Annotated in this window: 19 protein-coding genes; 10 read left to right on the top strand and 9 right to left on the bottom strand. The window is 68.8% G+C overall.

Features of this window, described 5'->3' with window-relative positions; translation table 11 throughout:
• Positions 1-4: 4 nt before the first annotated feature.
• The 5 genes from pcaF to paaF are packed head-to-tail and all read right to left on the bottom strand — an operon-like array spanning position 5 to position 4787.
• The gene (pcaF, locus tag ACOMD9_RS02230) at positions 5-1210 is read right to left on the bottom strand and encodes a 3-oxoadipyl-CoA thiolase (protein ID WP_421411921.1); all 1206 of its coding nucleotides are present in this window, start codon (positions 1208-1210) and stop codon (positions 5-7) included.
• A complete protein-coding gene (paaI, locus tag ACOMD9_RS02225; RefSeq protein ID WP_421411920.1) occupies positions 1207-1674 on the bottom strand; it encodes a hydroxyphenylacetyl-CoA thioesterase PaaI in 468 nt (155 codons plus the stop codon). The genes pcaF and paaI overlap by 4 nt, the downstream gene beginning before the upstream one ends.
• The gene (gene paaH, locus ACOMD9_RS02220; RefSeq protein WP_421411919.1) at positions 1667-3205 is read right to left on the bottom strand and encodes a 3-hydroxyacyl-CoA dehydrogenase PaaH; all 1539 of its coding nucleotides are present in this window, start codon (positions 3203-3205) and stop codon (positions 1667-1669) included. The genes paaI and paaH overlap by 8 nt, the downstream gene beginning before the upstream one ends.
• 1 nt (position 3206) lies before the next feature.
• Positions 3207-3998, bottom strand: coding sequence for a 2-(1,2-epoxy-1,2-dihydrophenyl)acetyl-CoA isomerase PaaG (gene paaG / locus ACOMD9_RS02215; RefSeq protein ID WP_421411918.1), 792 nt, complete (start codon positions 3996-3998; stop codon positions 3207-3209).
• Positions 3999-4013: 15 nt separating this feature from the next.
• Positions 4014-4787, bottom strand: a complete 774-nt coding sequence (gene paaF / locus ACOMD9_RS02210; protein WP_421411917.1) for a 2,3-dehydroadipyl-CoA hydratase PaaF — start codon at positions 4785-4787, stop codon at positions 4014-4016.
• 387 nt (positions 4788-5174) lie between these two features.
• On the opposite strand from paaF, the gene paaN reads away from it, so the two are divergent.
• Together paaN and paaY are read left to right on the top strand one after the other, a co-directional pair.
• A complete protein-coding gene (gene paaN / locus ACOMD9_RS02205) occupies positions 5175-6866 on the top strand; it encodes a phenylacetic acid degradation protein PaaN (protein ID WP_421411916.1) in 1692 nt (563 codons plus the stop codon).
• Between the two features lie 12 nt (positions 6867-6878).
• A complete protein-coding gene (gene paaY / locus ACOMD9_RS02200; protein ID WP_421411915.1) occupies positions 6879-7493 on the top strand; it encodes a phenylacetic acid degradation protein PaaY in 615 nt (204 codons plus the stop codon).
• Between the two features lie 93 nt (positions 7494-7586).
• On the opposite strand, the gene paaX is transcribed toward paaY, so the two are convergent.
• The 4 genes from paaX to serA all read right to left on the bottom strand — a co-directional run bounded on the left by paaX (position 7587) and on the right by serA (position 11894).
• Entirely contained in the window at positions 7587-8513 is a 927-nt protein-coding gene (gene paaX / locus ACOMD9_RS02195) for a phenylacetic acid degradation operon negative regulatory protein PaaX (protein ID WP_421411914.1), read from the bottom strand.
• Between the two features lie 170 nt (positions 8514-8683).
• Positions 8684-9520: an HTH-type transcriptional regulator BhcR gene (bhcR, locus tag ACOMD9_RS02190; protein ID WP_421411913.1), complete on the bottom strand. Its 837-nt coding sequence runs from the start codon at positions 9518-9520 to the stop codon at positions 8684-8686.
• A gap of 105 nt (positions 9521-9625) precedes the next feature.
• Complete coding sequence (locus ACOMD9_RS02185; protein ID WP_421411912.1) at positions 9626-10411, bottom strand: enoyl-CoA hydratase; 786 nt, start codon at positions 10409-10411, stop codon at positions 9626-9628.
• 232 nt (positions 10412-10643) lie between these two features.
• Complete coding sequence (gene serA, locus ACOMD9_RS02180; RefSeq protein ID WP_421411911.1) at positions 10644-11894, bottom strand: phosphoglycerate dehydrogenase; 1251 nt, start codon at positions 11892-11894, stop codon at positions 10644-10646.
• A 436-nt stretch (positions 11895-12330) separates the two neighbouring features.
• On the opposite strand from serA, the gene ACOMD9_RS02175 reads away from it, so the two are divergent.
• The 8 genes from ACOMD9_RS02175 (at position 12331) to tssG (ending at position 21276) form a co-directional block, all read left to right on the top strand.
• Positions 12331-12624 carry an exodeoxyribonuclease VII small subunit gene (locus ACOMD9_RS02175; RefSeq protein ID WP_421411910.1) on the top strand — a complete coding sequence of 98 codons (294 nt, stop codon included), beginning with the start codon at positions 12331-12333 and terminating at the stop codon, positions 12622-12624.
• Entirely contained in the window at positions 12608-13498 is an 891-nt protein-coding gene (locus ACOMD9_RS02170) for a farnesyl diphosphate synthase (protein ID WP_421411909.1), read from the top strand. The genes ACOMD9_RS02175 and ACOMD9_RS02170 overlap by 17 nt, the downstream gene beginning before the upstream one ends.
• A 15-nt stretch (positions 13499-13513) precedes the next feature.
• Positions 13514-15412: a 1-deoxy-D-xylulose-5-phosphate synthase gene (gene dxs, locus ACOMD9_RS02165; RefSeq protein ID WP_421411908.1), complete on the top strand. Its 1899-nt coding sequence runs from the start codon at positions 13514-13516 to the stop codon at positions 15410-15412.
• 605 nt (positions 15413-16017) lie between these two features.
• On the top strand, positions 16018-16527 hold the full coding sequence (tssB, locus tag ACOMD9_RS02160) for a type VI secretion system contractile sheath small subunit (RefSeq protein WP_421411907.1): 510 nt from the start codon (positions 16018-16020) through the stop codon (positions 16525-16527).
• Between the two features lie 60 nt (positions 16528-16587).
• Positions 16588-18069: a type VI secretion system contractile sheath large subunit gene (tssC, locus tag ACOMD9_RS02155; RefSeq protein ID WP_421411906.1), complete on the top strand. Its 1482-nt coding sequence runs from the start codon at positions 16588-16590 to the stop codon at positions 18067-18069.
• 15 nt (positions 18070-18084) lie between these two features.
• Complete coding sequence (tssE, locus tag ACOMD9_RS02150) at positions 18085-18504, top strand: type VI secretion system baseplate subunit TssE (RefSeq protein ID WP_421411905.1); 420 nt, start codon at positions 18085-18087, stop codon at positions 18502-18504.
• Between the two features lie 31 nt (positions 18505-18535).
• Positions 18536-20299: a type VI secretion system baseplate subunit TssF gene (tssF, locus tag ACOMD9_RS02145; protein ID WP_421411904.1), complete on the top strand. Its 1764-nt coding sequence runs from the start codon at positions 18536-18538 to the stop codon at positions 20297-20299.
• Complete coding sequence (tssG, locus tag ACOMD9_RS02140; RefSeq protein WP_421411903.1) at positions 20263-21276, top strand: type VI secretion system baseplate subunit TssG; 1014 nt, start codon at positions 20263-20265, stop codon at positions 21274-21276. Before tssF ends, tssG begins: the two co-directional genes overlap by 37 nt.
• Positions 21277-21279: the final 3 nt, after the last annotated feature.

Here is a 21279-nt window from a genome sequence, read left to right as displayed (position 1 = left end):
TGTCTCAGAGGCGCTCGATGATCAGGGCGATACCCTGACCCACGCCGATGCACATGGTGCACAGCGCGTAGCGTCCCTGCCGGCGTTCCAGTTCATGCAGGGCGGTGGTCACCAGGCGGGCGCCGCTCATGCCCAGCGGGTGGCCCAGGGCGATGGCGCCGCCGTTGGGGTTGACGTGCTCGGCGTCGTCGGCCAGGCCGAGGTCACGGGTCACGGCCAGCGCCTGGGCGGCGAAGGCCTCGTTGAGCTCGATCACGTCCATCTGGTCGAGGGTCAGGCCGGTCTGTTCGAGCACCTTGCGGCTGGCCGGTGCCGGGCCGAAGCCCATGATGCGCGGCTCGACGCCGGCGGTGGCCATGCCCACCACCCGGGCCCGGGCCTTGAGGCCGTAGCGCTCGGCCGCCTCCGGCGAGGCGAGCAGCAGGGCGCAGGCGCCGTCGTTGACCCCGGAGGCGTTGCCGGCGGTGACGCTGCCGCCCTCCCGGAAGGGGGTGGGGAGCCCCGCCAGCTGCTCCAGGGTGGTGGAGGCGCGGGGGTGCTCGTCGGTATCCACGACCCGCGGCTCCTGCTTGCGGCGGGGGACCTCGACGGGCACGATCTCCTCGGCCAGGCGGCCCGCTTCCATGGCGGCGGCAGTGCGCTGCTGGCTGCGCAGGGCGAAGGCGTCCTGGTCTTCCCGGGAGATCTTGAACTGCTCGGCGACGTTCTCGGCGGTCTCCGGCATGGAGTCGATGCCGAACTGCGCCTTCATCTGGCGGTTGACGAAGCGCCAGCCGATGGTGGTGTCGTAGATGTTGGCGCTGCGCGAGAAGGCCTGCTCGGCCTTGCCCATGACGAAGGGGGCCCGGGACATGGACTCGACGCCGCCGGCGATCATCAGCTCGGCCTCGCCCGCCTTGATGGTGCGGGCGGCGTTGCCCACGGCATCCATGCCGGAGCCACACAGGCGGTTGAGGGTGGTGCCGGGCACTTCGACCGGCAGGCCGGCCAGCAGCGCCGACATGCGCGCCACGTTGCGGTTGTCCTCGCCGGCCTGGTTGGCACAGCCGTAGAAGATGTCGTCGACCCGGGCCCACTCCACCGAGGCGTTGCGCGCCATCAGGGCGCGCAGGGGAACGGCGCCCAGGTCGTCGGCGCGCACCGGGGAGAGGGCGCCGCCGTAGCGGCCGATGGGCGTGCGGATGGCGTCAATGATCAGGGCGTCTTTCATGCTTGGCTCTCTGCGGCAGTCTCTTCCAGGCGGCGAACGGTGCCGCGGATCTTGTAGGAGCGCCCCCGGAACAGGGCGACCTCCTGGCCGTGCTGGTTGCGTACGGTGATGTCGTAGATGCCGGTGCGGCCCCGGCGGCTGCGCTCCTCGGCGGTGGCGGTGAGCACGTCGCCCAGCTGGCCCGGGCCCAGGTAGTCGATGCTGCAGCCCGAGGCCACGGTGGCCTCGTCATAGGTGTTGCAGGCGAAGGCGAAGGCAGAGTCCGCCAGGGCAAAGATGAAGCCGCCGTGGCAGTTGCCGTGGCCCTGTACCATGTCCTCGCGCACGGTCATGGAGAGCACGGCGCGGCCCGGGGCCACGCTCTGGATGCGCATGCCGAGCCCCTGGCTGGCATGGTCGCGGGAGAACATGGCGTCGGCGCAGGTCTCGGCCAGCTGCTGCGGGGTCAGGGTCGTTTCAGTCATGGAAGGTCTCCTCGGCCAGGGCCTTGCGACGCAGCAGGAAGGAGGTGCGGTAGCGCTCCTCGCCGTAGCTCTGCTGCAGGTGCGTGAGGGTGCGGTGCACGAAGGGAAGGCCCAGGGCATCGGCCCAGGCCAGCGGGCCGCGGGGATAGTTGACGCCGGCCTGCATGGCGAGGTCGCCATCCCGGGCGCTGCACACGCCCTGCAGCACGGCGTCGGCGGCCTCGTTGGCGAGCATGGCCACGGTGCGCAGCACCACGAGGCCGGGGGTGTCGGTGAGCCAGGCGACCTCCAGGCCCAGGCGCTGGAAGAGCGCGGTGGCCTGCTCGCGGGCCTCGGCGTCGACCCCGGGGCTCGCCGCCAGGGCGATGGCGCCGGCGCTCTGGTAGTCGAGGCAGAGGTCGAAGAGCACCAGGGCCTCGAGGCCTTCATCCCGGGCGCGCTCGGCGGCGCAGCGGCCATCGCTCAGCGCCAGCGTCAGGCCGCCCAGGCGCAGGCGCGCCTCGCCGGAAATGCTCTCCCGGCGCACCACCTCGAGACCGGCGGCCTCGGCGCGGACCACCAGGGGGGCGATGGCAACGAGCTGGCCCTCGGCCACCAGGGTCGGCAGCTCGGCCTCGACGGCGGGGGCGAAGTCGGGCGTGGCGCCTTCATGCTGCCCGTCACGATCTCGATAATCATAGAACCCCTGGCCGCTCTTGCGCCCCAGGCGCCCGGCCTCGACCAGCGCCTGCTGCACCAGGGAGGGCTCGAAGCGGGTGTCGCCGAAGTAGGCGTCGAACACCGAGCGGGTCACGGCGTAGTTGACGTCGTGACCGATCAGGTCCATCAGCTCGAAGGGGCCCATGCGAAAGCCGCCGGCCTGGCGCAGCAGGGCGTCCAGGGTGGCGGGGGTGGCGGCACCCTCCTGCATCAGGCGCAGCCCCTCGGCGTAGAAGGGGCGGGCGACGCGGTTGACGATGAAGCCCGGCGTGGAGCTGGCGTGGACCGGCACCTTGCCCCAGGCCGCGGCGGTGGCATGGAGGGTCTCGGCGACCTCGGCGTCGGTGGCCAGGCCCGAGATCACCTCCACCAGCTTCATCACCGGCGCGGGGTTGAAGAAGTGCAGCCCGGCGACGCGCTCGGGGCGCTCGAGGCCCGCGGCGATGGAGGTGATGGAGAGCGACGAGGTGTTGCTGGCCAGCAGGGTGTCGGGGTCGCAGAGAGACTCCAGCTCGGCAAACACGCCGCGCTTGACCTCCAGGTTCTCGACGATCGCCTCCACCACCAGGCGGCTGTCGGCCAGCTCGGCGAGGGTGGTGGCCGGGGTCATGCGGCCGACGATGGCCTCGACCTCGTCCTGGGCCATCTTGCCCCGGGCCACGCGCTTCTCGAGCTGGCGGCGCACGCCGTCGATGCCGGCCTGGGCGGCGCCGTCACGGTTGTCGTAGAGACGCACCGGGTGGCCGGACTGGGCGGCCACCTGGGCGATGCCGGCACCCATGGCGCCGGCGCCGATCACGCCGATCACGGCGGTCTGTTCCAGAGCAGGCATGTCACTCTCCCTTGAAGCTGGGCTGGCGCTTTTCCATGAAGGCGCTGACGCCTTCGCGGTAGTCCTCGGTGCGGCCGGCCAGGCGCTGCAGGTCGCGCTCGAGGTCGAGCTGCTCGTCGAAGTCGTTGTCGCTGCTGGCGTGCAGGGCACGCTTGATCAGCGCCAGGCCGCGGGTGGGCTGGTCGGCCAGGTGGCGCGCCAGGGTCAGCGCCTCGTCCTGCAGCGCCTCGTCATCCACCACCTTCCAGATCATGCCCCACTGCTCGGCCTGCTCGGCGCCGAGCTTGTCGCCCAGCATCGCCAGCCCCTTGGCCCGGGCCATGCCCACCAGGCGCGGCAGGCTCCAGGTGCCCCCGGAGTCGGGGATCAGGCCGATCTTGCAGAAGGCCTGAATGAAGCTCGCCGAGCGTGCCGCCAGCACGATGTCGCAGGCCAGGGCGATGTTGGCCCCGGCACCGGCGGCCACGCCGTTCACCGCGCAGACGGTGGGAATCGGCAGGTCGCGCAGGGCGCGCAGCATGGGGTTGTAGCGCTTCTCCAGCGACTCGCCCAGGTCCGGCGCCTCGGCGCCGGGGGCCACGTTGCGGTCGGAGAGGTCCTGGCCGGCGCAGAAGCCGCGGCCGTTGCCGGTCAGCAGCAGGGCGCGCACGCTGCTGTCCTGGCGCACGGCCTTGAGGGCCTGGCGCATCTCGGCGTGCAGCTCGGCGTTGAAGCTGTTGAGGCTGTCGGGGCGGTTCAGCGTGAGGCGGGCGACGCCGTCTTCCACGGAATAGAGCAGGGGAGCTTCACTCATGATCAGGATCCTGTGTCATTGCCCGGTGAAGGTGGCGGGGCGTTTTTCCTGGAAGGCACGGATGCCCTCCTCGCGGTCCTGGGTGCCGGCCAGCAGCGTGAAGGCGTGGCGCTCGAAGCGCAGGCCGGTGGCCAGGTCGGTGTCCTCGGCCTTGAGCAGCGCCTCCCGGGCCAGGCGCACGGCCAGCGGCGCCTTGGCGGCGATGGTCTCGGCCACGGCGACGGCCCGCTCCACGGTCAGCTCCGGCTGGGTGATCTCGCTGACCAGGCCCGCCTCCAGGGCGCGGCGGGCGGAGATCGGCTCGCCGGTGAGCACCATCTGGGTGGCCAGCCCCTTGCCCACGGCGCGCACCAGGCGCTGGGTACCGCCGGCGCCGGGCATGATGCCGAGATTGATCTCGGGCTGGCCGAAGCGAGCGTCCTCGCCGGCGATCAGGATGTCGGCGTGCATGGCCAGCTCGCAGCCGCCGCCCAGGCAGAAGCCGTTGACGGCGGCGATGATCGGCTTGTTGAAGCGGGCGATGGCGGCCCAGTGGCGCTGGCGAGGATCCTCCAGCATGCCGACCAGGTCCCGCTCGGCCATCTCCTTGATGTCGGCGCCGGCGGCGAAGGCACGCTGATTGCCGCTGATCACCACGGCGCGCACCTCGGTGTCATCGACGGCCCCGCCCAGGGTCTCGGCCAGCTCGGCGAGCAGGGCGGTATTGAGGGCGTTCAGCGCCTCCGGGCGGTGCAGGGCGATGCGCAGTACCCCTCGGCTTGGCCCCTCGACGATCAGGTGGTTGGGCATGGTCTCCTCGCTTCTGGCGTGGCGTTGACGCGATATGGCGACTGGGTCTGAGCAAAGGTCGAGTATAGGTTTTTTTTGATACGCATCAAATCATGGATATGCCGAATGGTGTATCGTTTATGCCGTAAGGTTGAAGAATTTGCCTGGTTTTTCAGGAGGTTGTGACGGAGAATCGCCCGTTGCGGAGGCGAGGTTATACCATGGTCGAAACTCACCGCTCATTCCTCAGACATGTCGTTTAATACACTGATGTTGAAATAGTTTTTGGGACTGTCTCGGGTGGTTCAAACGGCCGGTGCCGAGGTGGGGTTTGATGTTTCGTTACGGGATGGATAGTCTTTCCGCTGATCCTGTATCGAATAAAGCCGCCACAGGCCGGAGCCCCGCATGTCGCAGCAAGCCCAGCAGATGTTCGACCGTCATCGCGAGACCCTCGAGCAGGCCGTCGAGGCCATCACCACCCGTGGTTTCTGGACACCCTACCCGGAGAATATCAAGAAGTATCCGGAAGAGGTCGTGAAGGGCGCGCCCGCCCGTTTCGAGGCGCTGCTCAAGCAGCCTTTCTCCCTCAAGACCCCGGGCGTGGCCGGCCAGGTCGGCGCCGAGGTCTCGCCCTACGGCTTCGAGCTGGGTGTCACCTACGACCAGCCCGACAGCGCCGCCCTGGTCAGCGCCATGCAGGCGGCCATGCCGGCCTGGCGCGATGCCGGTGCCGAGGCCCGTGTCGGCGTCTGCCTGGAGATCCTGGCACGGCTGAATGCCATGAGCCCCGACATCGCCCAGGCGGTGATGCACACGAGCGGCCAGGCGGCGATGATGGCCTTCCAGGCCGGCGGCCCCCACGCCCAGGATCGCGGCCTCGAGGCCGTGACCTACGCCTGGCAGGCGATGTCCCGAGTGCCGGCGACGGCCAGGTGGGTGAAGCCCCAGGGCAGGCACGACCCGCTGGTGCTCGACAAGCGCTACCATGTCGTGCCGCGCGGCATCTCGCTGGTGGTGGCCTGCTCCACCTTCCCCACCTGGAACACCTATCCAGGCCTGTTTGCCAGCCTGGCCACCGGCAACCCGGTGATCCTCAAGCCGCACCCGGGAGCCATCCTGCCCGTGGCCATGACCGCCCGTGTGGCCCAGGAGGTGCTCGAGGAAGCCGGCTTCGATCCCTGCCTGGTGAGCCTGGCCGCCGACAGCGCCGACGCCCCGGTGACCAAGGCGCTGGCCCTGGACCCGGCCGTGAAGCTGATCGACTTCACCGGCTCCAACGCCTTCGGCGAGTGGCTGGAGCAGAACGCCACCCAGGCCCAGGTGTTCACCGAGAAGGCCGGTATCAACAGCGTGATCATCGACAGCGTGGAGCAGATCAAGCCGGTGGCCCAGAACCTGGCCTTCAGCCTGAGCCTCTATTCCGGCCAGATGTGCACCACCCCCCAGGCGATCTATGTGCCGAAGGAGGGCATCAGGACCGCCGAGGGCCGGCTCTCCTTCGACGAGGTGGCCGGCGCCCTGGCCAAGGCCGTGGAGAAATTCCTCGGCGACAACGATCGCGCCTGTGCCGTGCTGGGGGCCATCCAGTCGCCGGCCACGGCCGCCCGCATCGACGAGTGCCGCGGTCTCGGCGAGGTGCTGCTCGACAGCGAGCCCCGCGAGCACGCCCAGTTCCCCAGGGCGCGCATCCACACGCCGCTGCTGCTCAAGGTGGACGCCAGCCAGCGCGACGCCAGCCAGCGCGACGCCTTCAGCGAGGAGCGCTTCGGCCCGATCAGCTTCGTGATCGCCACCGACAGCACCGCGCACAGCATCGAGCTGGCCCGCGAGGTGATCGGCGAGAAGGGCGCCATCACGCTCGGCGCCTACACCACCGATGACGCCGTGGCCGAGCAGTTCGAGCGGCTGGCCATGGAGGTGGCGGCCCCGCTGTCGCTCAACCTGGACGGCGGTATCCTCGTCAACCAGTCCGCCGCCTACAGCGACTTCCACGCCACCGGCGGCAACCCGGCGGCCAACGCTTCCCTGTGCGACCAGGCCTTCGTGGCCCGGCGCTTCGTGGTGGTGCAGAGCCGTCGCCACGGCCAGCCTGACTGAAGGAGACACGTGATGCCCTGCTATCGACTCGAGGGGGTGACCCCGGTGGTGCACCCCACCGCCCATGTGCATCCCACCGCGGTGCTGATCGGCGACGTCATCGTCGGCCCGGGCTGCTACGTGGGGCCCGGCGCGGTGATGCGCGGCGACTTCGGCCAGCTGGTGCTGGAGGAGGGGGCCAATCTGCAGGATACCTGCGTGATGCACGGCTTCCCGGGCTGTGTCACCCGGGTGGAGAAGGATGGCCATATCGGCCACGGCGCCGTGCTTCACGGCTGCGTGGTGGGTCAGGACGCCATGGTCGGCATGAACGCCGTGGTGATGGACCATGCCGTGATCGGCGCGCGCTCCATCGTCGCCGCGGCGGCCTTCGTCAAGACCGGCTTCGAGTGCCCGCCCCAGTCGCTGGTCATGGGCGCGCCGGCAAAGGTCAAGCGGGAGCTGAGTGACGAGGAGGTCGCCTGGAAGCAGCAGGGCACCCGGGAGTACCAGCGCCTGACCGAGCGCTGCCGCGACAGCCTGGAACCCTGCGAGCCGCTGGCCGAGCTGGAGGCCGACCGGCCGCGGTTGAACGCCGGCGATACCCGGCCCAAGCAGCAGACCCTGAGCCAGCAGAACCGGTCATGAGGGGCCGGCGTTGCCGGCGGTGACGATGCAAGCGCCCCCTGCCCCGGCAGGGGGCGCTTGCGTGGATGGCTGTCGAGGGAGCGGTCCGGGGGCCTACTCCAGCCCGCCGAAACGCTGGTAGAAGCTGGGGCCGGGAGCCGGCAGGGGGCCTTCGGCGGTCTCCAGGTGGCGATCGAGCCACTGCTCGGCACGGCGGTAGATCATGCGGTAGATGTTGCGGCACAGCTGCTGGGCGTTGCGTCCCTCCCAGGCCGTGGGCAGCAGTTCATCGGGCAGCTGGGGGTCGCGCAGCTGCACCTTCCGGTACTCGTGGATCAGCAGGATGCGGGCGATGAAGCACTCCTCCTCGCCGAGGTGGTTCTCCTCGTTCAGTGCCTTCCACAGTGGGCGGAACTGCACCAGGAAGCGCTGGTAGTGCTCCGCCAGGGCATCGAGGTTCCAGCTCTCTCGCACCTGCAGGCGCAGTGGCTTGCTGGCCAGGGGGGCCAGGGCCTCGGTCTGCATGACGATGGTCTCGTCGGCCGCGCCCATTTCCTGCAGGGCGGCCGTGGCCTCGCTGCGGTTGAGGGTGGGGTGGGCGAGTACCCCGGGGGCGAAGTGGCCGAAGCCCAGCCACTCGAGCTCGTCGCGCACCTTCTGGCGGCGGGCGCTGTCCAGCTGGGTCAGCAGTACCAGGGTCCACTGCCCCGACCAGGGGGCCTGGGTGCCGTGGTAGACGCGCTTGAAGGCCTGTTCGAAACGCCGCCGTCCGGGTCCGCTGAGGCTGTAGTAGCTGCGGCGGCCGACCTTCTCCCCCTGCAGCCAGGTCTCCCGGGTCAGGCGGTAGACGGAGGTGCGCACCAGCCGCTCGTTGATGCCGATCGGCTCCACCAGCTTCGACAGGCTGCCCAGCCACACCGTGCCGCCGCGCGGCACGATGGCATCGCCATAGACGGTAATGATCAATGAGCCGGCGCGAATCGGGCGGCGCTTCTGGAAGCCGTCGACGAGGTCGGCGACGCAATCGGTGGCGGACGACATGGTGAGAGCCGAATCCCTTTGCAGTGATCCCGTCGATGGGTCGACAGGGCAATGGCGGTTATTGCGGTGCGCAATATCGTATCATATAAGTCGGCCTGGTCACGCGGGTTCCAGCCGAGCAAGGGCCACTTCACGATACTACCATGTCGGAGTTTTCCGAGCCCCCTGTGTCACCTTTCGGCCAAGGCTTCCGGCACCCTGCCCCCCAGTCGAGCGGTGATCTCGGCGGCGGTGTCGCGCACCAGCTCCCCCAGCTCGGGGAGCCGCGACTCGGGGATGCGCGCCTTGGGCCCGGAGACCGAGATGGCCGCCAGCGGGATGCCATGCTCGTCGTGGATGCAGGCGGCCACGCACTGCAGGCCGATGGCGTGCTCCTCGCGGTCGCAGGCGAAGCCCTGGCGGCGGATCTCGGCCATCCCCTCGCGCAGGGCCTCCGGCGTGTGCAGGGTGTTCTCGGTGACGCGGGCGAGGCCCCGCTCGGAGAGTATTCGATCGAACTCGTCGTCGGGCAGCCAGGCCAGCAGTGCCTTGCCCACCCCGGAGGCGTGAAGCGGGGCGCGGGAGCCGAGCCGGGTGATCATGCGCATCATCTGCGACGACTCGCTCTGGGCGAGGAACACCGCGGTGCCACCGTCGCGGATGCCCAGGTTGGCGGTCTCGCCGGTCTGGGCGGTGAGGCGGCGCAGGAAGGGGCGGCTGGTGGCCACGAAGTCACGCGCCTCGAGGAAGCTGTTGCCGATGCGGAAGGTCTTGACGTCGATCTTCCACACGCCGAGCTCGTTGTCCTGGGTGATGAAGCCCTGGCTCTGCAGCGCCTGGAGCAGGCGGTGGGTCGTCGAGGGCGCCAGGTCGGCCTGCTCGGCGAGCTCGGAAAGCGCCAGGCCACCGGGGCTGGCGGCCAGGCGCTCGAGCAGGTTGAGCCCGCGTACCAGTGACTGGCTGTGGCCGCTGGCCGACTTGCCTGATCCGGCGGGGCGCCCCGCCGTCCTGCGCTTGACTTCGCTCACCCGGTCTCTCCTCGTGCCGCGTTCATGCTCCAGCCGACAGGATACCGTGTCGTCACGGCCCTGTCTCGGTTGCGGAAATGCCTTCCATTGCCGGCTGCGGGTGCGTCAGCGGTGTCGCCACTGCGGTGCCCGCTTCTCGATGAAGGCATCGATGCCCTCGGCGGCGTCCTCGGCCATCATGTTGCAGGCCATCACCTCGCCGGCGAAGGCGTAGGCCTCCTCCAGCGGCATGGCCAGCTGGCGCTGGAACATCGCCTTGCCGGTGCGCACGGCCACCGTGCTCTTGGCGCAGATGCTCGCGGTAAGCTCGCCCAGCACCGCATCCAGCGCCGCGTCGTCGGCGACCCGGTTGACCAGCCCCCAGTCGCGGGCCTGGTCGGCATCGATGAACTCGCCGGTGAGCAGCATCTCCATGGCTCGCTTGCGGCTGACATTGCGTGACAGCGCCACGGCGGGAGTGGAGCAGAACAGCCCGGCGTTGATGCCGGAGACGGCGAAGCGGGCCGAGCGTGCGGCCACCGCCAGGTCGCAGCTGGCCACCAGCTGGCAGCCGGCAGCGGTGGCCAGCCCCTGCACCCGGGCGATGACCGGCACCGGCAGCTCGACGATGGCCTGCATCACCGCGCCGCAGCGGGCGAACAGGCCCTGGTAGTAGGCCTTGTCGGGGTTGGCGCGCATCTGCTTGAGGTCATGGCCGGCGCAGAAGGCCTTGCCCTCGGCGGCGATCACCACGCAGCGCACGCCGCCGTCGTCGGCCAGCCGTTCCAGCTCGGCGCCGAGCGCCTCGAGCACCTCCTCCGAGAGGGCATTGAAGCTGCGAGGGCGGTTCAGGGTCAGGGTGGTCACGGCGTCGTCATCGCGGCGCAGTACCGGTGAGCTGTCATCCTGCATGCCGGGGTCTCCAGTGGTGGGGGATGGGGCCAGCCTGGCGTCCGCGACCGGTCATTCGACGGGCCTGCGACCCGAGAGGGCGCGCGGCGCCACGCGCAGACAGGCCGGGACGGCATGTCGAGAATCACCGGGGCGCGTCCTGGGAACGTTTACCATTAGCACAATAAAAGCCACCGCGTCGACGTGACGCGGTGGCTGGCCCCGGGGGGAGATGTCGCGAGGGGCTGTGGCCCTACTCCTCGTAGCTGCTCTCGGAGTAGAGCACCCGGACGCGCAGGGTGTGCTCGACATGGCGCAGGGCGTCGAGCGCCTGGCGGCCATAGGCCTTGTCCACGTCGATCACCACGTAACCGACCTTCTCGTTGGTCTGCAGGTACTGGCCGGAGATGTTGATGTCGTTCTCGGAGAGCACCCGGTTGATCTCGGAGAGCACGCCCGGCACGTTGTCGTGGATGTGCAGCAGGCGATGGTTGCCCGGGTGGGCCGGCAGGGCGACCTCCGGGAAGTTGACCGAGGTGACGGTGGTGCCGTTGTCGGAGTAGGTGATCAGCTTCTCGGAGACCTCGATGCCGATGTTCTCCTGGGCCTCCAGGGTGGAGCCGCCGACATGGGGCGTGAGGATGACGTTGTCCAGGCCGCGCAGCGGACTGACGAACTCCTCGTTGTTGCCCTTGGGCTCCACCGGGAAGACGTCGATGGCGGCGCCATTGAGCTTGCCGGCGGAGAGCGCCTCGGCCAGCGCCTCGATCACCACCACGCTGCCGCGGGAGGCATTGATCAGGATGCCGCCCTGCTTCATCAGGGCGATCTGCTCCTGACCGATCATCCACTTGGTGGAGGGCAGTTCGGGCACATGCAGGCTGACCACGTCGGCCCGGGCCAGCAACTCCTCGAGACTGGCCACCTGGCGGGCGTTGCCCATGCCCAGCTTGGCCACCACGTCGTAGTAGATGACGTCGAAGCCCAGTGACTCGGCCAGCACCGAGAGCTGCGAGCCGATGCTGCCGTAGCCGACGATACCCAGGGTCTTGCCACGGGCCTCGTGGGAGTTCCTGGCCGACTTCAGCCAGCCGCCCTGGTGGGCGCGGGCATTCTTCTCGGGAATGCCGCGCAGCAGCATGATCGCCTCTGCCAGCACCAGTTCGGCCACCGAGCGGGTGTTGGAGTAGGGAGCGTTGAAGACCGGGATGCCGCGGACGAGGGCGGCGTTGAGATCGACCTGGTTGGTGCCGATGCAGAAGCAGCCCACGGCGACCAGCTTCTCGGCCGCGGCAAAGACGCGCTCGGTGAGCTGGGTGCGCGAGCGGATGCCGAGGAAGTGGACGTCGCGGATCTTCTCGATCAGCGTCTCCTCGTCGAGCGAGGTCGGCAGGTGCTCGATATTGGTGTAACCGGCGTTCAGGAAATTGTCCACCGCACTCTGGTGGACGCCCTCGAGCAGCAGGATCTTGATCTTGCTCTTGTCCAGGGACGTTTTGGCCATGGTCGAATCAACCCTCTTCTTCGGTGCGAGCCGCAAGCTGTGTCGTGACATGGAGAGCCTGGTGGCCAGCCGATCAGGAACGGCCGCGGGCTGGGAGCCTGTCGGACTTGACGCTGATCTACTGCGAACCCCGGGCTTTCGGTCGATTTCATTCGATCTGCTTCGTTAAAGAGAGCCCGCTATTCGCCTCATCAGATCGATGAACTGGTCCCGAAACCCGTGTCTCTCGCGACGATCGGTCAAATCCGACAGGCTCCTGGGGCAGGCTCGAAACAGGGCGCCTATGGTAGCACAGCGGGCATGAGCGAAGATGAAAATGCTGCGCTGCCTCAATGAGCGTCCTGCATGTGGGCCGACCCCGTGCCGGGGCAGACGACCCCGGGGGGAGAGCGTGTATACTGTCGCCTTTCTGGATTCATGACTGGCAAGGGGTCCCATGGCAGAGCGTGACGAGCGATCGCCGGAGCTGGCGGAAGGCGAGGAGGCGGGCATGGACTTCGCCGCCACCGTCGAGCGGCTCGAGCAGCTGGTGGAGCGGCTCGAGTCCGGCGAGCTGTCGCTGGAAGGGGCGCTCGCCGCCTTCGAGCAGGGCGTGCGCCTGACCCGCGATGCCCAGCGCCGGCTCGACGAGGCGGAGCTCAAGGTGCGCACCCTGATCGAGGGGCCGGAAGGGAGCATCGAGCTCGAGCCCTTCGACACCCCGCCCGCGGAGGATGACGGTGAACGCTGATCCCCTGGTGGCCCGCCTGGCCGCCGATCGTGCCCGGGTCGATGCGTGCCTCGAGGCGCTGTTCGCGGGGCGCTCGGCGCCGGCTCCTCGGCTCGAGGCGGCGATGCGCCACGGCGTGCTGGTGGGCGGCAAGCGGTTGCGTCCGGTGCTGGTCTATGCCGCCGGTCGTGCCCTCGGGGCGGCCGACGATGACCTGGACGCCCCGGCCATGGCGCTGGAGCTGATCCACGCCTACTCGCTGGTCCATGACGACCTGCCCGCCATGGACGACGACGACCTGCGCCGTGGCCAGCCCACGGTGCACCGGGCCTATGACGAGGCCACGGCGATACTGGCCGGGGATGCCCTGCAGACCCTGGCCTTCGAAGTGCTGGCCCGTGCCGCCCATCCCCGGCTGCCGGCACTGCTGCTGACCCTGGCCGCCGCCGCCGGCCGCGACGGCATGGCCGGCGGCCAGGCGCTGGACCTCGCCGCCGTCGGGGGGCATCCCGATGTCGTGGCGCTGGCCACCATGCATGGCCACAAGACCGGCGCGCTGATCCGCGCGGCCGTGCGCCTGGGTGGCCTGGTGGCGGTGGACGAGGCCGACCCGCGCCTGGGTGCGCTGGAGGCCTATGCCGAGGCCATCGGCCTGGCCTTCCAGATCCACGACGACGTGCTCGACGTCACCGGTGATACCGTCACCCTGGGCAAGGCCACCGGGGCCGATGCCGCCCGCGACAAGCCCACCTATCCCACGTTGCTGGGGCTCGATGGGGCAAGGTCGCGGGCCCATGAGCTGGTCGAGGAAGCGGTCGCCGCCCTGGCTCCACTGGGTAGCGCCGGGGCTGCCCTGGCTGAACTGGCTCGGTACATGATCGAGCGTGACCACTGACACTACAGGGCTCACATGAAGCTGTTCGATGACATCCCCGTCGAGCGTCCGGCCACGCCGCTGCTCGACACCCTGGACACGCCGGCCGCCCTGCGGGCCATGTCCATGACCCAGCTGCTGCAGGTGGCCGACGAGCTGCGCGCCTACCTGCTCTACAGCGTGGGGGTGAGTGGCGGCCACTTCGGTGCGGGTCTCGGCGTGGTGGAGCTCACCGTGGCGCTGCACCAGGCGCTGGAGACGCCCCATGACCGCCTGGTGTGGGATGTGGGCCACCAGGCCTATCCCCACAAGATCCTCACCGGTCGCCGCGAGGCGATGCGGCGCATTCGCCAGTACGGCGGCCTGGCGGCCTTCCCGCGGCGGGCCGAGTCCGAGTACGACACCTTCGGCGTGGGGCACTCAAGTACCTCGATCTCGGCGGCGCTGGGCATGGCCCTGGCCGCCCGTACCCGCGGCGAGCAGCGCCGGGTCTGTGCGGTGATCGGCGACGGCGCCCTGACCGCCGGCATGGCCTTCGAGGCCCTGGCCCATGCCGGCCATGTCGATGCGAACCTGCTGGTGGTGCTCAACGACAACGAGATGTCGATCTCCGAGAACGTCGGCGGCATCGCCAGCTACCTGGCGCGAATCCTGGCCAGCAAGCCCTATACCACCATGCGCGAGGGCAGCAAGAAGGTGCTCTCGCACCTGCCCGGGGCCCTCGAGCTGGCGCGGCGCACGGAAGAGCACATGAAGGGCATGGTCAGCCCGGCGACACTCTTCGAGGAGATGGGCTTCAACTACATCGGTCCCATCGACGGCCATGACCTGCCGCTGCTGGTACAGACCCTGCGTAACATGAGCGACCTGGAAGGCCCCCAGTTCCTGCACGTCAAGACCTGCAAGGGCAAGGGCTTCCTGCCGGCCGAGGCCGACCCCATCGGCTACCACGCCATCACCAAGCTGGAGAAGAACGGCGACACCCCGCCGCCGCTCAAGCCGGCGAGTCCTTCCGTCGGGAAGCCGCGCAAGTACTGCAACGTCTTCGGCGACTGGCTGTGCGACATGGCGGCCGCCGACGAGCGGCTGATCGGCATCACCCCGGCCATGCGCGAGGGTTCCGACCTGATCCGTTTCTCCCAGGAGTACCCCGAGCGCTACTACGACGTGGCCATCGCCGAACAGCATGCGGTGACGCTCGCCGCCGGCATGGCCTGCGAGAGGATGAAGCCGGTGGTGGCGATCTACTCCACCTTCCTGCAGCGCGGCTACGACCAGCTGATCCACGACGTGGCGGTGCAGGAGCTCGACGTCACCTTCGCCATCGACCGTGCCGGCCTGGTGGGCGAGGACGGCCCCACCCACCATGGCAGCCTGGATCTCTCCTACCTGCGCTGCGTGCCGGGGATGGTGATCCTGGCCCCGGCCGACGAGGCCGAGTGCCGCGCCATGCTCACCGCCGCCTATCACCATCCCGGCCCCGCCGCCGTGCGCTATCCCCGTGGCACCGGACCGGGCGTCGAGATTCCCGATCACCTGGCGCCCCTGGCGATCGGCGAGGCCGAGGTGCGTCGTCGCGGCAGGCGGGTCGCGCTGCTGGCCTTCGGCAGTCTCAATACCGCGGCGGCGGCGGTCGCCGAAACCCTGGATGCCACCCACCTCAACATGCGCACCATCAAGCCGCTGGATCGCGACGCCGTGCTTGCCGCGGCCGACGAGCACGAACTGCTGGTGACCCTGGAGGAGAACGTGGTGGCCGGGGGGGCCGGCAGTGCGATCAACGAGCTGCTGGCCGCCGAGGGCGTGCAGGCGGCGGTGCTCAACCTGGGGCTGCCCGACGCCTTCGTCGAGCACGGCAAGCCGGCAGAACTGCTCACCGAGTGTGGCCTGGATGCCGACGGCATCGAGGCTTCGATCCGCGCTCGCCTCTCCTGATCCCCCTCCCTGGTCGGCGCCGACCCGGGGTGGACGAGACGTCGCCCCGGGCATTCCCCTTCCTCGGCTGAAGCCGAGTCCCTGGCAGCCAGCGGGCATTCGAGCCCGCAGGACACCCCGTCCGGAATGGTCCCGTCCCCCGAGTCATGGGGGCATTCCGGGTGTCGTCATGACGGAGATCGAGGGGTGGTTATTTCCTATTTTCTTGTACAGGATTTCCTACAAGGCGTGTAATCAAGCAGTTGCCGCTCTGTTCCAGAATGGAACAGTTGAAGGCAGTAGGTGACCTTTTGCAGCATTTTGCAGGCCATTCCCGGCAAGGATGACCGTCACGGGTTCTGCCGGATCCGGCGCGATCGGTGTTTTTCCCGCGTTTGGCAGCCCCCTCCAGCACGACTACCCTCACGCCTCATCAACGGCAATCGTGACGATGCCTCGGGCATGGGCCGGTCAACGGCGCGTGCCGAGACGTGCATCCGCCGGTTCGCCCGGCCAGGGCAGCCACCAGGCGGTTGCGCCTCTCCCGTTCGTGGCGTTCCGGCAATCGGGCCCCGTCCAGCGAGGCATCGTCCGAAAGAACAGCGCGTACGTCAGGGAGTGCCACCATGGCAAAGGAAGGGAGCGTTGCGCCGAAAGAGCGCATCAACATCAAGTATGTGCCTGCCACCGGCGACCAGCAGGCGGAGACCGAGCTGCCGCTCAAGCTGCTGGTGGTGGGGGACTTCAAGGGGGGAGCCGAGGAGACCCCGATCGAGGAGCGCGACAAGGTCTCGGTGGACAAGAACAACTTCCAGTCGGTGATGCGCGAGGCGGGGCTCGGCCTGCAGGCTTCCGTGCCCAACCGTCTCGCCGAGGGCGACGAGACCACCGACCTGGCCGTGAACCTCTCGTTCGAGTCGCTGGACGATTTCGCCCCCGACAGCGTGGCCCGGCAGGTACCGGAGCTGCGCAAGCTGGTCGAGCTGCGCGAGGCGCTGGTCGCCCTCAAGGGGCCGCTGGGCAATGTGCCGGCCTTCCGTGAACGGCTGCAGAAGCTGATGGAGAGCGACGAGGCGCGTCAGCAGCTGCTCTCGGAGCTCGAGCTGCTCGATACGCACGACAAGGATGATGCCTGACCCCCTCGGGCGGGTGACGGCAGGCGACGCACGCCAGGCATAAGGACGCGAGGCAATTTCATGAGCGATACGGCACAAACGCAGGGCCCGGCCACCGAGGCCGGGGCCGAGGACTCCCTTCTCGACCAGGTGATGGCGCAGACCCGCATGGTGCCGGCCGATGAAGGCTACGACATCGCCAGGCAGGGGGTGGCGGCGTTCATCGCCGAACTGCTGCAGAGCGACAGCGATGCGCCCCAGGTCAACAAGTCGGTGGTCGACCGCATGATCGTCGAGCTGGATCGCAAGATCGGCGGCCAGGTGGACGAGATCCTCCACGAGCCGGGATTCCAGCAGCTCGAGTCGGCCTGGCGCGGGCTCAAGCTGCTGGTCGACCGCACCGATTTCCGCGAGAACATCAAGCTCGACGTGCTCCATGCCACCAAGGAGGAGCTGCTCGAGGACTTCGAGTTCGCCCCCGAACTCAGCCAGAGCGGGCTCTACCAGCACGTCTACGCGGCGGAGTACGGGCAGTTCGGCGGCGAGCCGGTGGCCGGCATCATCGGCCACTACGACTTCTCGCCGTCGACCCCGGACATCAAGCTGCTGCAGTACACCTCAGCGGTGGGGGCCATGGCCCATGCGCCCTTCCTCTCCTCGGTGGCACCGAGCTTCTTCGGCATCGACAGCTTCGAGGAGCTGCCCCACATCAAGGATTTCAAGGCCATCTTCGAGGGCCCGAAGTATGCCCGCTGGCGCAGCCTGCGCGAGTCCGAGGACGCCCGCTACCTGGGGCTCACCGCGCCGCGCTTCCTGCTGCGCATGCCCTACGACCCGGTCGAGAACCCGGTCAAGAGCTTCCACTATCGCGAGACGGTGAGCGAGGACCACGAGCACTACCTGTGGGGCAACACCGCCTACCTGCTCGCCGAGCGACTCACCGACAGCTTCGCCAAGTATCGCTGGTGCCCCAACATCATCGGCCCGCAGAGCGGCGGCGCCGTCGAGAACCTGCCGGTGCACACCTACGAGGCGCTGGGCCAGCTGCAGGCCAAGATTCCCACCGAGGTACTGGTCACCGACCGCCGCGAGTTCGAGATGGCCGAGGAGGGCTTCATCTCGCTGACCATGCGCAAGGGCAGCGACAACGCCGCCTTCTTCTCCGCCAACTCGGTGCAGAAGCCCAGGACCTTCCCCAACACCCCCGAGGGCAAGGCCGCCGAGACCAACTTCAAGCTCGGCACCCAGCTGCCCTACATGTTCATCATCAATCGCCTGGCGCACTACATCAAGGTGCTGCAGCGCGAGCAGATCGGCTCCTGGAAGGAGCGCCAGGATCTCGAGCGCGAGCTCAACGCCTGGATTCGCCAGTACGTCGCCGACCAGGAGAATCCGCCGGCCGACGTGCGCAGCCGTCGTCCGCTGCGGGCGGCCTCGATCCAGGTCTCGGACGTCGAGGGTGACCCGGGCTGGTATCAGGTCTCCATGGCGGTGCGTCCGCACTTCAAGTACATGGGGGCCAACTTCGAGCTGTCGCTGGTGGGACGCCTCGACAAGGAGTAAGGGGGTGCCGCTGCCATGACCCTTCACCGTGGTGGCATGTTCGGCAACCGGTTGTTCGAGCGCCTGGCCGCGCCCGGACAGCCGGCCGAGCCGAGCCTCGTCGACACCGTCGAGTCCATCAAGCGTCATCTCGTCGACCTGCTCAACAGCCATCCGGGGCACAGCGAGTGTGCGCCGGCGCTGGGGTTGCTGGACTTCAACGACGCCACCATCGGCGTGCTCGACCTGGAACTCAGCATCCAGCGCGCCATCCGCCAGTGCATCGAGCGTTTCGAGCCACGGGTGCGACGGGTGGAAGTCGAGTCGTTGCCTCATGGCGGTGACCCGCTGCAATTGCGCTTCCAGGTTCACGCGACCCTGGATCTCGGGCGGGACAGCACCCAGACCACCATCGACCTGCTGCTCAACGACAAACGCTACCAGTGTCTGAACTGAGCACCGGCAGCACCCAGGGAACGAGGCGCGCATGCTCAATCGCTACTACCGGGACGAGCTCGACTTTCTGAAGCGGCAGGGGCGGGAGTTCGCCGAGGCCAACCCCGGTCTCAGCCGCTTCCTCTCCGAGCGCAGCACCGATCCGGATGTCGAGCGCCTGCTGGAGGGCTTCGCCTTCCTGACCGGCCGCATGCGGGAGAAGGTCGAGGACGAGTTCCCCGAACTGACCCACTCGCTGATCGGCATGCTGTGGCCCAACTACCTGCGCCCGGTGCCGAGCATGACGGTGGTGCAGTTCACGCCGAAGTGGCACGCCCTGAGCGCCGGCCAGCGTGTCGCGGCGGGTACCTCGCTGGGGTGCCGGCCGGTGGACGGCACGGCCTGCCGCTTCCGTACCTGTCACGAGGTGGCGCTCTATCCCCTCGCGCATGCCGGTGTCGAGGCGCGCCACTCCCGCGAGGCCTCGGTCGTCGAGCTGAATCTCGACGTGCACAGCGACCAGCCGCTCGATGCCCTGGGCATCGACGACCTGCGCCTGCACCTGGGCGGCAACGGCTACACGGCCCGCAGCCTCTACCTGTGGATGAGTCATTACCTGTCGCGTCTCGAGCTCGAGGTCGACGGCGAGCGCATGGCGCTGCCCGGAAACCTGCTGGAGCCGGTGGGCTTCGAGCGCGAGCACGCGCTGCTGCCCTATCCGCGCAATGCCTACCAGGGCTATCGCATCCTGCAGGAGTACCTCTGTTTCCCCGAGGCCTTCCATTTCATCGATCTGGTCGGCCTGGGGCGTCATCTGCCCGCGCGTCAGGCCCGGCGGCTGACACTGCGCTTCGTCTTCTCGCGCACCCTGCCGGCCGATGCCCGGGTGCGCGACGAGCACCTGGCGCTCTACTGCACGCCGGCCATCAACCTGTTCTCCCACGACGCCGACCCCATCGACCTGAGCGGCGAGCGCAGCGAGTACCGCATTCGTCCCAGCAGCCGCGTCCCGTCGCACTACGAGGTGTTCAGTGTCGATGCGGTCAACGGCTGGCTGGAGAGCGAGTCCGGCAAGGTGCGCGGCGAACCGCGCACCTATGTGCCGTTCGAGAGCTTCCAGCACCAGATCGAGCGTGATCGCGACCGCCAGGCGCTCTACTACCGGGTGCGGGTGCGCGACAGCCTGCGCGGCGATGGCTTCGACCACGATATCGCCTTCGTGCGCGGCGACGAACGCGCGTGCCTGGGCATGCGCGAGACCATCTCGCTGCGGCTGACCTGCAGCAACCGCGAACTGCCCGAGCGGCTGACCGTGGGCGATGTCTGCGTTCCCACCGAGAGCAGCCCCGTGCATGCCGACTTTCGCAATATCACCCGGCCGACACCGGCCCTGCGGCCGACCCTCGACGGCAGCCTGCTGTGGACGCTCATCTCCAACCTGTCGCTCAACTACCTGTCGCTGCTCGAGCGGGACGCGCTCTGCTCGGTGCTGCGCGCCTACGACTTCCGGGCGCTGGTCGACCGCCAGGCGGAGCGTGTCTCGCGCAAGCGGCTGGCGGGGATCACCGCCATCGAGACGCAATCCACCGACCGGCTCAAGCGCGGCCTGCCGATACGGGGGCTGCGCTCGGTCATGACCCTCGATCAGGAGGCCTTCGGTGACGAGGGCAGCCTCTACCTGTTCGGCAGTGTGCTGGCCCGTTTCTTCTCGCTCTACGCCAGCATCAACTCGTTCCACGAACTGCACGTCATCAATCGACACAACCGCGAGCGTTACACATGGACCTTGCAGTCGGGCCAGCAGCCGCTGATATAGCGCCGGCGACCCTGCTCGAGGGGGCCCGTCGCTACGATTTCTACCAGCTCGTCGAGCTGCTGCATCGCCACCACGACGATGATCTCGAAGGGGGGGGCGGTAGCGTGCCCGAACGGGTGCGTTACAGGGCGTCGGCGTCGCTGGGCTTTCCCGGCAGCGACGTGGTGGCCCTGGCGCCGGGTGCCGCCGGTGGCTACGAGATGGAAGTCAGCTTCCTCGGGCTGCAGGGCGCCCAGTCGCCGCTGCCCGGCTATTACCTCGAGAGCCTGGCCCACGACGCCGCGCACCACGAGGGCGCCGCGGGCGACTTCCTCGATTTCTTCAATCATCGCCTGCTGACCCTGGTCCATCGCGCCTGGCGCAAGTACCGCCACCATGTGCGCTACCAGGATGGCGCCAGCGACGGCTTCTCCGCCGCCATCTTCGCCCTGGTCGGCCTGGCCGATGCCGACCTGCGCGGCGAGACGCCGATCAACTGGAGCAAGATGCTCGCCTATACCGGCCTGCTCGCCGGGCGGTCACGCTCCCCCGAGGTGGTGTGCGGCATCGTCGGCCACTGCTTCGACCTCGACGACGTCCACCTCGAGGAGTGGGTCCATCGCTGGGTCGACATTCCCGAGGACCAGCGCAGCCGTTCCGGCCGGTCGGCGATGACCCTGGGCGAGGACATGATCGCCGGTGAACGCGTCGCCGACATCGGCGGCAAGTTCGCACTCTGCCTGAGGGGCCTGAGCCTCGAGCGCTTCCGCGACTTCCTGCCCGACGGGGGCGAACACGCACCGCTCAGGACCCTGGTGGATTTCGTGCTGCGCGAGCCGCTGGCCTACGACCTGGAGCTCGAGCTGCTGCCCAGTGCCGTGCGGCCGATGCGCCTGGGGGAGGCCGGCAGCTGCCAGCTCGGCTGGACCACCTTCGTCGACCCCGAGGCCGGCGGTGCCGCCAGGCACCGCCGGGTCCGCATCCAGATGACAGGTTGAACG

Source organism: Halomonas terrestris (genome assembly GCF_049166755.1).
In the GTDB taxonomy this organism is placed as follows: domain Bacteria; phylum Pseudomonadota; class Gammaproteobacteria; order Pseudomonadales; family Halomonadaceae; genus Halomonas.
This window is presented reverse-complemented; position numbering and strand designations above follow the sequence as displayed.

Bases quoted from the DNA above. Each gene is read 5' to 3' on its own strand.
- pcaF (WP_421411921.1), bottom strand. From the start codon at position 1,210: ATGAAAGACGCCCTGATCATTGACGCCATCCGCACGCCCATCGGCCGC.
- tssF (WP_421411904.1), top strand. From the start codon at position 18,536: ATGCTCAATCGCTACTACCGGGACGAGCTCGACTTTCTGAAGCGGCAG.
- paaX (WP_421411914.1), bottom strand. From the start codon at position 8,513: ATGTCGTCCGCCACCGATTGCGTCGCCGACCTCGTCGACGGCTTCCAG.
- paaI (WP_421411920.1), bottom strand. From the start codon at position 1,674: ATGACTGAAACGACCCTGACCCCGCAGCAGCTGGCCGAGACCTGCGCC.
- paaF (WP_421411917.1), bottom strand. From the start codon at position 4,787: ATGCCCAACCACCTGATCGTCGAGGGGCCAAGCCGAGGGGTACTGCGC.
- ACOMD9_RS02175 (WP_421411910.1), top strand. From the start codon at position 12,331: ATGGCAGAGCGTGACGAGCGATCGCCGGAGCTGGCGGAAGGCGAGGAG.
- paaH (WP_421411919.1), bottom strand. From the start codon at position 3,205: ATGCCTGCTCTGGAACAGACCGCCGTGATCGGCGTGATCGGCGCCGGC.
- ACOMD9_RS02185 (WP_421411912.1), bottom strand. From the start codon at position 10,411: ATGCAGGATGACAGCTCACCGGTACTGCGCCGCGATGACGACGCCGTG.
- paaN (WP_421411916.1), top strand. From the start codon at position 5,175: ATGTCGCAGCAAGCCCAGCAGATGTTCGACCGTCATCGCGAGACCCTC.
- tssB (WP_421411907.1), top strand. From the start codon at position 16,018: ATGGCAAAGGAAGGGAGCGTTGCGCCGAAAGAGCGCATCAACATCAAG.
- paaY (WP_421411915.1), top strand. From the start codon at position 6,879: ATGCCCTGCTATCGACTCGAGGGGGTGACCCCGGTGGTGCACCCCACC.
- serA (WP_421411911.1), bottom strand. From the start codon at position 11,894: ATGGCCAAAACGTCCCTGGACAAGAGCAAGATCAAGATCCTGCTGCTC.
- tssE (WP_421411905.1), top strand. From the start codon at position 18,085: ATGACCCTTCACCGTGGTGGCATGTTCGGCAACCGGTTGTTCGAGCGC.
- tssG (WP_421411903.1), top strand. From the start codon at position 20,263: ATGGACCTTGCAGTCGGGCCAGCAGCCGCTGATATAGCGCCGGCGACC.
- tssC (WP_421411906.1), top strand. From the start codon at position 16,588: ATGAGCGATACGGCACAAACGCAGGGCCCGGCCACCGAGGCCGGGGCC.
- ACOMD9_RS02170 (WP_421411909.1), top strand. From the start codon at position 12,608: ATGACGGTGAACGCTGATCCCCTGGTGGCCCGCCTGGCCGCCGATCGT.
- paaG (WP_421411918.1), bottom strand. From the start codon at position 3,998: ATGAGTGAAGCTCCCCTGCTCTATTCCGTGGAAGACGGCGTCGCCCGC.
- dxs (WP_421411908.1), top strand. From the start codon at position 13,514: ATGAAGCTGTTCGATGACATCCCCGTCGAGCGTCCGGCCACGCCGCTG.